Source organism: Bacteroides acidifaciens, from assembly GCF_903181435.1.
In the GTDB taxonomy this organism is placed as follows: domain Bacteria; phylum Bacteroidota; class Bacteroidia; order Bacteroidales; family Bacteroidaceae; genus Bacteroides.
The window spans coordinates 447,663-460,403 of sequence record NZ_CAEUHO010000004.1; the positions used below are offsets into that span (position 1 = coordinate 447,663).

General features: G+C 45.9%; 8 protein-coding genes. 5 read left to right on the forward strand and 3 right to left on the reverse strand.

Annotation, left to right across the window (positions count from 1 at the left end; genetic code table 11):
* From CLIN57ABFB40_RS13875 to CLIN57ABFB40_RS13895, 5 genes are all read left to right on the forward strand, one after another.
* Window positions 1-894: a fimbrillin family protein gene (locus CLIN57ABFB40_RS13875; protein ID WP_175630638.1), complete on the forward strand. Its 894-nt coding sequence runs from the start codon at window positions 1-3 to the stop codon at window positions 892-894.
* A gap of 19 nt (window positions 895-913) precedes the next feature.
* Window positions 914-3,067, forward strand: a complete 2,154-nt coding sequence (locus CLIN57ABFB40_RS13880) for a fimbrillin family protein (protein WP_175630639.1) — start codon at window positions 914-916, stop codon at window positions 3,065-3,067.
* A gap of 72 nt (window positions 3,068-3,139) precedes the next feature.
* Window positions 3,140-4,042, forward strand: a complete 903-nt coding sequence (locus CLIN57ABFB40_RS13885; RefSeq protein WP_175631228.1) for a glycerophosphodiester phosphodiesterase family protein — start codon at window positions 3,140-3,142, stop codon at window positions 4,040-4,042.
* A 17-nt stretch (window positions 4,043-4,059) separates the two neighbouring features.
* Window positions 4,060-6,582, forward strand: coding sequence for a family 20 glycosylhydrolase (locus tag CLIN57ABFB40_RS13890; RefSeq protein WP_175630640.1), 2,523 nt, complete (start codon window positions 4,060-4,062; stop codon window positions 6,580-6,582).
* Between the two features lie 176 nt (window positions 6,583-6,758).
* Complete coding sequence (locus CLIN57ABFB40_RS13895) at window positions 6,759-9,005, forward strand: glycoside hydrolase family 3 C-terminal domain-containing protein (protein WP_175630641.1); 2,247 nt, start codon at window positions 6,759-6,761, stop codon at window positions 9,003-9,005.
* Window positions 9,006-9,299: 294 nt separating this feature from the next.
* On the opposite strand, the gene CLIN57ABFB40_RS13900 is transcribed toward CLIN57ABFB40_RS13895, so the two are convergent.
* Genes CLIN57ABFB40_RS13900 through lepB (CLIN57ABFB40_RS13910) form a run of 3 tightly spaced genes read right to left on the reverse strand, consistent with a single transcriptional unit; the run spans window position 9,300 to window position 12,738 of the window.
* Window positions 9,300-9,938: a WbqC family protein gene (locus CLIN57ABFB40_RS13900; RefSeq protein WP_175631229.1), complete on the reverse strand. Its 639-nt coding sequence runs from the start codon at window positions 9,936-9,938 to the stop codon at window positions 9,300-9,302.
* 20 nt (window positions 9,939-9,958) lie between these two features.
* Complete coding sequence (lepB, locus tag CLIN57ABFB40_RS13905) at window positions 9,959-10,897, reverse strand: signal peptidase I (RefSeq protein ID WP_175630642.1); 939 nt, start codon at window positions 10,895-10,897, stop codon at window positions 9,959-9,961.
* A 44-nt stretch (window positions 10,898-10,941) separates the two neighbouring features.
* Window positions 10,942-12,738, reverse strand: a complete 1,797-nt coding sequence (lepB, locus tag CLIN57ABFB40_RS13910) for a signal peptidase I (RefSeq protein WP_175630643.1) — start codon at window positions 12,736-12,738, stop codon at window positions 10,942-10,944.
* Between the last annotated feature and the right edge of the window lie 3 nt (window positions 12,739-12,741).

The window sequence follows — 12,741 nt, forward strand, 5'->3', positions numbered from 1 at the left end:
ATGAAAAAGATATTTTATATACTGGCCTTGGGCATCGGGCTGACCGGATGCTCGAATAATGAGGATGAATTACTACCGGTGGGTGGTTCTTCTGAAGCACGGGTAATCAGTGTTATTACGGAAGTGAATGAGCCGCTGTCGCGTGCAGGGTATGACGCTACGAATCTGGAGCGTTTCGGATTGATGATTCGCAACGGTGAGAATGCCGCTTACAACTATCACAAACAAATGGTCGGTTCCGGCAATGTGTGGAGCACGTCGGACGGTCAGCAAATGCTGTGGGATGCGGAAAGAACGCCTGTGACGATGATTGCATATGCACCTTATGCGAGTGAAGCCACTCCGGATGCTCCGTTGGCGGTTAATGCATTGACCAATCAGGCGACAGAAGCCAATGTGATGTCTTCCGATTTTCTGCTGATGAAAGCGACAGTCGACCCGGAAAAGGATTTGACTGCCGACGGAAAATTGAAAATCTCCTTGAACCATGCCATGAGCAAGCTGATTATTAAAATCACTGTGAACGGAACGGCGGATGCTGAGATGAATAAGTTAGGAGATATGTCTATCAACGGCGCTGTCGTGAACGGTATCTGCGATTTGACGGTAGCAGCTCCGGTGGTTGTTCCTGTGGCTGACGCCGCAGTGGCTACTGTGGTTCCCTATAAAGGAACGGATTATTGTGAATGTATCCTGCCGCCGCAAAGGATAGCGGAGGGTTTCTCTATCAATTTCAGTTATGACGGAAAGCTCTATATCTGGTCTGCGGAGGAAGCCATTGAACTGGAGAAAGGCGTGGAGCATACCTTGACTCTCAATGTAAATACAACTGCGCGGCTGGCTGCCATGCAAGCCAGGAACTGGGCAACCGGTCAGCTTATCGACCGGAATTAAAAGAAGGAGGAGATAAACGATGAAAAAGATAACAAAACTGATAATGGCTGCCTGTTTATTGACGGGCGTGGCGGCTTGTGATACAGACAAAGATGTGGTGGTGTACGGTGAAGATTCCGGTGCTATTCAAGTTGAGGCTACGATAAATACGGCTTTCACCCGCAGTAATCCCGGTGCGACGGGAGAACAGCAGAAACAATTTAATGAGGGAGACGAGCTTCAGTTAAGTTGTGAAGACGGCTATCTGAACTATGTATTCTCCGGTGGCAAATGGTCACCGACTGATAATTACTATCTGAGATGGGGAACGGAACCTGTAACATATTCCGCCTTTTATCCGGTAATTAACGGGGCTAGCACTGCCAACTTTATTCTTCCCACCAACCAGCAACGTTTGGAAAATCTGGCAAATGCGGATTATATGACTTGTACTGTGGAGAATGCTACGGATGACGGTTCCCGTATTCTCCGCCTGGGTATGAACCGGAAAATGGCGAAAGTCATAATGACGTTGGCGGATGTAAGCGGACAAGGTAAAGTGCAGGGAGTGAAAATCGGTTCTTATCAGGGATATACGAATGGGGAAGTGGTAGAAACTACTTCTTTGGTATCACCTTTTATTACTGTTCCCGAAGGTGGCAAGGCGGGGCAGAATGGTTGCAGCTATACTGCAATCGTGACTCCTGGAAAAGCCGGAACAACTGCTACTTTTGTCTCTTTGAACTATTTGGGAGAGGATTTGGTAATGCCCGGCATTCCCGAACTGAAACCCGGAAAATGTTATGAGTTCACTCTAAAGGTGGAAGGTTCGGTGATATCTGTCAGTGAACCGGTTGTTTCTCCGTGGGATGGCGGTACTTTGCCGGGCGGAGATGTGGAAGAACTGCAACTGGCTGCTTACTATGTGAAAGAACAGCCTGCCGGAAATGCCACCGGTATGGACTGGGATAATGCAATGGGCGTGGATGCATTGCGCAACTTGCTGCAAACGAGCAGTAACAGTACGGTTTCCAATGCCAATGCAGTCAAACTTGATGGCAAGAAGATTTATGTGGCTGCGGGCTCTTATGAAATAGCGAAAGAGAATTCCGGTGTGAAGGTAGAGTATAGCGGTTATAGCAAGCAGGTGGAGATAACAGTTGAGGGCGGATATGACCCTTCAAGCACGGGAACCGACCTGACCAGACGTGACGTTAGCAAATATACGACTGCTTTTGTCAGAAGTACAAACAGCAATGCGTCTGCTACATCGGGAGGTATGTTCTGTCTTGGAAATCAGATAAATATAACTTTCGAGGATTGTACTTTCGACGGACAATATAAACAAGGCGATAAAGGAGATGTGAATGGATTCTATGTGGCGGCAGGTCAGTCGGGCAATGCTGTCTTACAGTTGAAGAATTGTGTGGTAAAGAACTTCAACCGCGAAAGTGCTTCTGATGCAGGACCGGCTATCAAGATAGCCAAAGGAAATGTTTTCCTGGAATGTGTAGAATTTGTGAATAACCGGGCAGCCAATCGGGGAGGAGCTATTCTGGTGGGTAATAATAATGCTCCTCTATTGTTTATGAACAATTGCCTATTGCATGGGAATCATGCACCGGCAGCCTGGGGTACTGCTATACATGCCGGAAATGGATATGTTTGTATGAATAATACGACTGTACTTGGTACTACGGGCACAAGTAATAGTAGTGTTACTGTCAACGGAGATGCTCGCTTTATGCTTTCCAATACCACGATTGTTGGTAATTCGGGCAATCCTAACGGAGTATTCCGTGCAGGAAAGGGGGCTTCTCTTGTAGTCAACTCCCTGTTTGCCAAAGGAGCAGGAACCAAGACAATTTATTTGGGTAATATAACTTCCAAAGGATATAACGTATATCAGGCAGCGGATGCCGGTTGGGGAGCGATCGGTACGGATACGGACTATTCATCTCAAACTCTTCCGGCTGCTTCGTTGACTGACGGTGTTTACCAATGGACTGTGGCTAGTATTATTGACGAATTTGCAACCCGACAGTCTGTTATTGACGCGGTGAAGTCTTTCGATGCGACTGTGGGACAGCAATTTGTAGACTGGGTTGGCGAAACCGGCTTTGGAGTAGACCAGCGTGGAGCAACTCGTAATGCAAACAAGATGCAGCCCGGAGCTTATGATGCCGGATTGTAATTGCAGCATAAAAGTAAAAAGGTAGAACGTTGAATATAATTGAGTAAGAAAATTAAATAACTGATGAAAGATATGAGGAAAAGCAAGTTTATAGTGCTTTTGTTACTGTTCTGTTTGCAGCCGGGTTTCCTGGCTGCACAACGGGCGGAGGCGATCCGGAAAGATGTATTGAACCCGCGCCTTGACAAAGTGCTGGTGGTAGCGCATCGTGGAAACTGGAGCATTGCTCCTGAAAATTCCGTGGCAGCTATTGATAGCGCTATTCAGATGAAAGTAGATATTGTGGAGATAGATATCCGTAAGACGAAAGACGAGCAGTTGGTGCTGATGCATGACGATACGGTAGACCGCACTACCAACGGTACAGGCAAGGTAAAAGACAAAACATTGGCTGAAATAAAGCAACTCCGCCTTAAAGATAAAGACGGTCGGTTGACGGAACATACGGTTCCTACTCTGGAAGAAGCGTTGCTGGCTGCCAAAGGTCACATTATGGTCAATCTGGATAAGGCTTACAGCATTTTTGATGATGTATATGCCATATTGGAGAAAACCGGTACAGCCGATTTGGTTATTATGAAAGGCGGACATCCGGTGGAAACGGTAAAACGGGAATTCGGCTCTTATTTGGATAAGGTAATCTATATGCCTGTCGTTACGATTGATGATGAAAAGTCGGTAAAGATTGTCGAGGATTATATGGAACAGTTGCATCCGGTCGCTTTTGAATTGTGCTACCGGAATGTTTCAAGCCCGATACCCGCCAAGATGGAACGCAGGCTGTCGGGGAAAAGCCTGATTTGGTATAATACATTATGGGCTTCCCTGGCAGGAGGGCACGATGATGAACTTGCCCGGAAAGACCCGGACGCAAGTTATGGCTATCTGATAAACAAACTAGGGGCAAGAATCCTTCAAACAGACTCCCCGGCTTATATGCTCGATTATTTGAGAAGCAAAGGGTGGCATGACTAATCATTAAGACGAAATTTATGAACGATATAAGATTTTCTTTTTTAGCGGGATGGCTGTGTGTCTTACTCGTGGCGGGCAGTTGTAAACCTGCGAATGATTCGAAAGCTCCGGTGTCTCTGACTTGGGAAATGGGAAGTTACGACAGCAACGGCAAATATTATGAGAATTCATTTGTATTGAAGAATATCTCAGATACCCCATTAGGCAAGGACTGGGAGATTTTCTATTCGCAGTTTCCCCGTAATATCCGTCAGGATGCTTCATCACCGGTTCGGGTAGAGCAAGTAAATGCCACCTACTTTAAAATGTATCCGGGAGAGGGCTATATTTCACTGGCTCCGGGAGATTCATTGAAAGTGATTTTCCAGTGTAATGGCGAGGTGCCGAAAAACTCTCATGCGCCCGAAGGCTCTTATTGGGTAAACCAGTCGGGTGCATTGAAAGGAAAACCGCTTCCCGTGTCATTGAATACCGTTCCACTGCCTGTTACAAAGTGGCAGAAGTCTGCTGCGCAAAAGACTTATGATACGAATCTGCGTCTGCAAAAAGCAAATTCTTCGGAATTTCAGCAGACGGACATCATACCATCTGTCAAGAAGGTGATTCCCGCCAAGGGGGAAATCTTGTTGGAAAAACAGCTTGCTTTGACTTTTCATGAAGATTTTGCAAACGAAGGGAAACTGTTGAAAGATAAACTGTCGGGGATATACGGACTGGAAATAGTTCCCGAAGCTCCGGTGACTATTGTCCTGGACTATCTCCCTACCGGAAAGAAAGCGGTGAACGAAGAGTATTATGAACTGAATATTACCGATGAAAAGGTGAAAATATGTAGTAATACATCTCACGGTATCTTTAACGGAACGCAAACTTTATTGGGACTGTTGAAAGGACAGGAAGGGGGAAAGGGTCAGAAAGCACCATTACGTCTGCAGGCAATGTCTATCCAGGATTATCCGGATTTGCTTTATAGAGGACAAATGCTGGATATTTCCCGCAACTACACAACGGTGGATAACTTGAAGAAACTGATAGACGTACTCTCTTCCTATAAGATGAATGTGCTTCATTTCCATTTCTCGGATGATGAAGGCTGGCGTCTGGAGATTCCGGGTTTGGAAGAACTGACGACGGTTGGAGCACGGCGCGGATATACCGTTGATGAAAAAGAATGGCTATATCCTGCTTATAACGGAGGGTATGACCCCTTTTCCACAACATCGGGAAACGGTTATTATACCCGTGATGAATTTATAGACTTCTTACGATATGCGGCAGAAAGACACGTGCAGGTCATTCCTGAAATAGAATCCCCCGGCCATGCACGTGCTGCTATCGTAGCGATGAAAGTGCGTTATGACAAATACATAGATACAGACCCGGAGAAGGCTCACGAATACCTTTTGTGCGATTTGCAGGATACTTCCCGCTATGTTTCCGCTCAGGCATATACGGATAACGTGATGAATGTGGCTTTACCGTCAACCTATCGTTTTATGGAGAAGGTGATTCAGGAAATTGTGGCTATGTATAAAGAAGCCGGTGTGCCTCTGACTACTATTCACCTGGGAGGTGACGAAGTGGCAAGAGGTGCTTGGCTAGGTTCACCTTTGTGCGCCGCATTGATGAAAGAACAAGGAATGACAAAAGCGCACGACCTGGCGGAGTATTTCATTACCCGGGTTGTTGATTGTCTGCAACGCTATAATTTATCCTTTAACGGTTGGCAGGAAGTGGCTTTAGGACATACCCCGGAGACTCATACTTATCTGTCCCAACATGCCGCCGGCATCAACTCATGGAAAACGGTTCCTGATTGGAAAGAAGACGAAATCCCTTATCAGATAGCCAACAACGGCTATCCGGTGATTCTCTGCAATGTGAACAACTTCTATCTGGACTTGGCTTATGATGCCCATCCCGACGAACCGGGACATTTCTGGGGAGGATATGTGGATGAGTCCAAAGCCTTCTCCATGCTTCCGTACGATGTCTATCGTTCTTCTCGCACAGATATGGCAGGCAATCCGGTTGATGTAAGTACGGCAGGGAAAGGAAAAACCGTACTAACCGCATCCGGCAGGAAAAATATAAAAGGCGTACAGGCGCAACTGTTTGCCGAAACGATTCGAGGATTTCAATGGGTAGAATATTATATATTCCCGAAAGTGATGGGACTGGTAGAACGCGGTTGGAATGCGCACCCGAATTGGGAAACCCTTTCCGGCACGGCGGAGCAGCAAGCCTTTGACCGGGATTTGTCGTTGTTCTATGAAAAAATCAGTATGAAGGAAATGCCTTACTGGAGCCGGATAGGGGTAAACTTCCGTTTGCCTCATCCCGGACTCTCCGTCAAAGACGGTCTGCTGTATGCAAATACTTCCATTGCAGGCGGACAGATACGCTATACGACGGACGGAACGGAGCCGACGATGGATTCGACGCTTTGGGAAGCTCCGGTAGCTTGCCAGTCTGCTATCGTGAAAGCGAAACTGTTCTATAAGGATAAGCAAAGTGTGACCAGTCTTTATATGCGATAGTTAATGGGATAGTATAGAAACGTACCTTTAATTTCTGTCGGGTTTATGCTTTAGAATACGAAGATGAAATCATAAATATAATAAATATTAATAAAATCGATAATGAGTAGTAGATGATAGTAAATTAAGAGTCTTTATATATAAGTATTAACTTACTTCTTATATCATAAATAAACATGAAACTTAAAGCAATGTTACTTGGCTTGTCTATTATGGCTGCACTGCCTGCCTCAGCGCAGAAACCGGTGTATCTGGATACGAATAAGCCAATCGAAGAGCGAGTAAAAGACGCATTGAGCCGGATGACCCTTGAAGAAAAGGTGAAGATGCTTCATGCACAGTCAAAATTCAGTTCGGCAGGCGTACCCCGTCTCGGAATCCCGGAGGTATGGGCTACCGACGGCCCTCACGGCATTCGCCCGGAAGTATTGTGGGATGAATGGGACCAGGCAGGATGGACAAACGATTCCTGCATCGCTTACCCTGCATTGACTTGCCTTTCCGCCACCTGGAATCCCGAGATGTCTCATCTTTACGGAAAAAGTATCGGTGAAGAGGCGCGTTACCGGAAAAAAGACATCTTGCTAGGCCCCGGTGTGAACATCTACCGTACCCCTTTGAACGGACGTAATTTTGAATATATGGGCGAAGACCCGTATCTGTCCGCCACAATGGTAGTTCCTTATATCAAAGGAGTGCAGGAGAACGGTGTAGCCGCCTGCGTGAAGCACTACGCGCTGAACAATCAGGAATTCAACCGGCATACCACTAATGTGCATCTGAGCGACCGTGCCCTTTATGAAATATACCTGCCTGCTTTCAAGGCTGCCGTTCAGGAAGGTGGAACCTGGTCGATTATGGGCTCTTATAATCTTTATCAGGGGCAGCACGCTTGTCATAACAAACGTCTGCTCAAAGACATTCTCCGTGACGAATGGGGCTTCGACGGTGTGGTAGTGTCCGACTGGGGTGGTGTGCATAATACCGAACAAGCTATCCACAACGGACTGGACTTGGAATTCGGTTCGTGGACAAACGGATTGTCTGCCGGAACCCGTAATGCTTATGATAATTATTACCTGGCTTTCCCTTACCTGAAACTGATTAAAGAGGGTAAAGTCGGAACAAAAGAGCTGGACGAGAAAGTCAGCAATATCCTTCGTCTGATTTTCCGTACTTCGATGAATCCGCATAAGCCGTTCGGCTCTCTAGGTTCTCCCGAACACGGACAAGCCGGTCGTAAGATAGCTGAAGAAGGAATCGTTCTTTTACAGAACAAGAATAACGTATTGCCTATCGACTTGAACAAAGCGAAGAAAATAGCCGTTGTTGGTGAGAATGCAATCAAGATGATGACAGTGGGTGGTGGAAGTTCTTCTTTAAAAGTGAAGTACGAGATTTCTCCGTTAGACGGTTTAAAAGTACGTGCCGGCTCACAGGCAGAGATTGTATATGCCCGTGGATATGTAGGCGACCCGACAGGCGAATATAACGGTGTGAAAACCGGTCAGGACCTAAAAGATGACCGTTCGGAAGATGAACTTCTCGCTGAGGCTTTGCAAGTGGCCAAGGAGGCGGATTACGTTATCTTCTTCGGTGGGCTGAACAAGAGCAATCACCAGGATTGTGAAGACTCTGACCGTGCTTCTTTAGGCTTGCCATACGCACAGGACAGAGTCATAAGTGAACTGGCAAAGGTCAATAAAAACCTTATATTTGTCAATATCTCCGGTAATGCAGTGGCTATGCCTTGGGTGAACGAAGTCCCCGCCATTGTACAAGGCTGGTTCTTGGGTTCGGAAGCCGGAACGGCTCTTGCTTCGGTATTAGTAGGAGATGCGAACCCTTCCGGAAAACTTCCTTTTACTTTCCCTGTAAAACTGGACGATGTAGGTGCTCATAAACTGGGTGAATATCCGGGTAATAAAGAAGAACTCGCAAAATCCAAGCATAGGGGGGATACTATTAACGAAACTTATCACGAAGATATTTTTGTTGGTTACCGTTGGGCAGATAAGGAGAAAATCAAACCGTTGTTCCCATTCGGACATGGATTGAGCTATACAACTTTCGTTTATGGCAAACCTTCCGCAGATAAGAAAACAATGACCGCCGATGACACGATTTCCTTCACTGTCAACGTGAAGAATACAGGAACCCGCGAAGGTCAGGAAGTCGTTCAGCTTTATATCAGTGATAAGAAATCCTCTCTGTCCCGTCCGGTGAAAGAACTGAAAGCCTTCCAAAAAGTGAGACTGGCTCCGGGCGAAGAGAAAGCGGTAACGCTGACGGTTGATAAGAAAGCATTGAGCTTCTTTGATGATGCAAAACACGAGTGGATAGCCGAACCGGGCAAGTTTGAAGCAGTTATCGGAAGTTCATCAAGAGATATTAAGGGGATTGTACCCTTTGAGTTGAAATAGGTTGAAAGTTGGTAAAAATGGATTGTCGGGAGAATGTTACTATCTTGTCAAAATAGGAGTAACATTCTCCTTTTTCATTGAAGCTTTTCAAATTTGTTGTTAGAAGAGATGATTTCTTTTTGGAATTCAGTCGAATAATTGTGTTATTTGCATTAACGCAACCGCTGTTACAGTAACGATTCTGCATTAATTAATATACAACTCTCAAAAGTATAAAAAACGGATATTCACAGTTTTCACCTTCAGATGAATGGTTATTCTGAGGGCGGGTAATTCCGCCCTTTATAAAATGGGTTATTGCTTGTTCAAGATGAGCAGGCTTTCCGGTCCCATATTAAACAACAAGTCTATAATACTCAGATTGGGAAGAAAGCCCAGTTTGGACTCGAACACTTGATAATAAGGCTGTGGAACAAACTCTGTATCCGCTGTCCGGAAATCCTTCTTAGGATGGATAATTTCCCGGAAATCGGTTTCTTCGGCAGTGAACTCCATTTTATATTCGGCAGTACGTTCCATATCGGGATGAATATCTATCAGTTCGCAGACCAATCGGCAAAGCTCTTCGTTGAAATCGACCAAAAACTCATATTTCTTTTCGTAGAAAGGGCGGAAATCATCTTTGTAGTATTCAAAGAAAGGAGTGCTGTTGTAAGCGGATTCAATCGCGTTCCAGTGCAGGTGTCTCCAGTTTCCGTGGTCGGAGATACGGATGTCTTTCATCGGACATTTCAGCGTATCAGGCTTTACGGTCGGAATGGAAAGGGCTAACTCTCCGCCGGGACCGGCAATCGTACAACGGTTGCGGTAGGTCTGCTTGATATAGTGGTCGTGTTGCTCTACAAATATCTTGTCGTAAGCCAGTAATTTGGTATAGTACTCGACGGGAGCGAGGTAAGCCGAAGATAAATAAGCTGTTTTCATTTCTTTCATTTTATACGTTTGGAAGTCTTTTATTTCACCGTCCGGAAGAAACGGTTCCATCGGTATCCGTCAAATAAGCCTGTCCCTTTCTCTTTAGAGAACCAGACGACGGAGGCCTTTCCAATGATATGGTCTTGCGGGACGAATCCGAACAGGCGTGAGTCGGACAGGTTGATAGTATTATTTGACCCCATCCAATAGTAATCCTTGGTGAAATAACAATGCTGTGTGGGTTTCCCGTCCACATATAGGGTGTCGTTTTTAATTTCCGCCTGCCTGCCTTCATGCATTACGAGAGTATTCCGCAACAAAGTAATGTTCCAGGGATATACCCGGATATATTTTCCCTTGCCGGGGACAATCAAAGGTTTCAGTTCAATGTCTTTTTTCAGAGATAAAGGCTGTAGCCAGTTTTGCCCGTACATGGCCTGTTCCAGCAGGTAGTATTCATATCGGCTGAAACTACGTACGTGGGTGGTGTCATTGCTTCCCATCAAACCGTCGTCGGTGATGGAGAGCGTGTGCATAAGTGAGGTAATCAGGTTCTCCTTGGAGACGGGATACGCATAAAGTCTCTTTTTGTCCGGATTATGTTTCGTTTCGGGAGAAGTGGCGGAGAATAGGGAGTCTACCAATAAGGTGTCGCCCGGAACGCCGATGCAGCGGCTGATGTAGATTTCACGTCGGTCGATGACCGGCTGCCGGATGCCGGCAGGATTGTTAAACACAACGATATCCTGTTGCCGTACGGGGCGTTCACCCCAACGGTGATAGGAGAATATCGACATAAGAGGAACACGCAACCCATAGCTCCATTTGTTGACCAGGATGCGTTCGCCTTGGAAAATGGAGTTTTCCATGCCGGTGGACGGGATAAGGCAGGACGTAAAAGCAAATCCCCGGAGCAGAAGCACGACGACTACTGCTCCGGCAAATGCCAGTATCCATTTGAATTTACGAATGTTCATCAATTCTTATCACCTTATCACTCTGTTATGGCAGTATGCACTTATCAGCCTACCCACTTGAACAGGCGGTTCCAACGGATTTTGCCGTCAAACCATCCGCGGTCTTTGTCAAGCGATAGCCATACCACAATAGGTTTGCCTACTACATGGTCTTCGGGAACAAAGCCCCAGTAGCGGGAATCGGCAGAGTTGTGGCGGTTGTCACCCATCATCCAGTAATAATCCATCTTAAAGGTATATTGGTCGGTCTTTTCACCGTTGATGTAGATACCGTCCGGCTTGATTTCCAGTTTGTTGCCTTCGTAAGCTACGATGCAACGTTCGTAGATAGGAAGATTATCCTCTGTCAGCGTAATGGTGGCTCCCTTGGCAGGAATCCAGATAGGGCCGTAGTTGTTGCGATTCCATTTCGTGTAAAGATTCAGTGGGTACATCTGTCCTGCGTAATCTTCCGGTTCCATTACGATTTTGCTGATAAGCTTTTTGTTGCCGGAAAGGGTTTCGTACATCTTCTTAGTCAAGGGAAGATGATAGACAGGGTTCAGTTTGCCTTGTGCGTTTCGGCTGTCTAGTCCTATTTCCAGCAGTCCCATTTCCCAACCGGAATCTTCTATCAGCATTTGGTCGGCTTTGCTGATACCCAGTTCACGGAACATGTCGTCCGGAATATACGGTCCTGTTGTCTGTACGAAATAGTTGAATTGCAGGTTTTCGGGGTTTTCGATGGCTTTGCCGTCAATCATCACCTGACCGTCTACAATTTGAAGAGTATCACCGGGCAGACCTACACAACGTTTTACATAGTTCTCGCGGCGATCTACCGGACGCCAGAGGACTTCTCCATAGCTGCGCGGATTGTTCAGAATCTGCTTCCGTCCGGCGGCATAGTACAAGTCGTAAATGGCACGTTGCTGCGCACGAGTCAGGCTATCCATCTCAACCTGTTTGGGGTAGATGCGTTGTCCCTCGCCGTAAGCCAGTGTATAGAAGTCTGTTGTCTGCTGATAATTGACAGCTACCGTATCACCTGCCGGGAAATTGAACACGACAATATCGTTCAGTTTCACCTTGCCGAATCCCGGCACCCGTTTGTATTTCCATTGCGGCCACTCGATATACGATTTGGTGTTGACGAGCGGCAATGTATGTTGTGCAAGCGGCATGGAAAGCGGAGTGTTCGGCACGCGTGGTCCGTAGCTCATCTTGCTCACGTACAGGAAGTCGCCTACCAGTAGTGATTTCTCCAAAGAAGAAGAAGGAATCTGGTAGTTCTGGAAGATGTAGATATTGACAAAGTAGACAGCAACCAGTGCAAAAACAATGGCGTCTACCCAGCTCATAACGCTACGTACAGCCGGATTCTTCGACTTTTTCCAGAAAGACCAGGGTATTTTCTTGGTAATATAAATATCGAAAATAAAAGGAACAACAATTAATCCCCACCAACTCCGTACCCAGATAAGGAAGATGAGATAGAGTAGAATAGCAATGGCACATTTGATCCATTGTGCATGCTCTACCTTTGTTATTTCTTTTTGTTGATTTAATTGCAAAGTGGGTCCGTATTTATTGTCTTTGTCTTCTCCTTTTCTGAAAATCAGGACAATAGGAAAGCAAGGTATTAATTGCCAAAATCCGTTTATTCCCAAATCATGACATCTTTTAGCACCTTGTGCAACATTAATCCATACTATAGGAATAAAAATAAGCATAACAAGAAGATGAGTAGCGTTTTCTCCTGAGTATGTTATGGGAAGCGTTATCACTCCTGTAAAAAGAGCTGTTAGAAAATATTCTAACCGTCCGATTCTTCCATTGAAAGAAAATAATCTTTTTAGCATATC

Bases quoted from the DNA above. Each gene is read 5' to 3' on its own strand.
- lepB (WP_175630642.1), bottom strand. From the start codon at position 10,897: ATGAACATTCGTAAATTCAAATGGATACTGGCATTTGCCGGAGCAGTA.
- CLIN57ABFB40_RS13885 (WP_175631228.1), top strand. From the start codon at position 3,140: ATGAGGAAAAGCAAGTTTATAGTGCTTTTGTTACTGTTCTGTTTGCAG.
- lepB (WP_175630643.1), bottom strand. From the start codon at position 12,738: ATGCTAAAAAGATTATTTTCTTTCAATGGAAGAATCGGACGGTTAGAA.
- CLIN57ABFB40_RS13890 (WP_175630640.1), top strand. From the start codon at position 4,060: ATGAACGATATAAGATTTTCTTTTTTAGCGGGATGGCTGTGTGTCTTA.
- CLIN57ABFB40_RS13895 (WP_175630641.1), top strand. From the start codon at position 6,759: ATGAAACTTAAAGCAATGTTACTTGGCTTGTCTATTATGGCTGCACTG.
- CLIN57ABFB40_RS13880 (WP_175630639.1), top strand. From the start codon at position 914: ATGAAAAAGATAACAAAACTGATAATGGCTGCCTGTTTATTGACGGGC.
- CLIN57ABFB40_RS13900 (WP_175631229.1), bottom strand. From the start codon at position 9,938: ATGAAAGAAATGAAAACAGCTTATTTATCTTCGGCTTACCTCGCTCCC.
- CLIN57ABFB40_RS13875 (WP_175630638.1), top strand. From the start codon at position 1: ATGAAAAAGATATTTTATATACTGGCCTTGGGCATCGGGCTGACCGGA.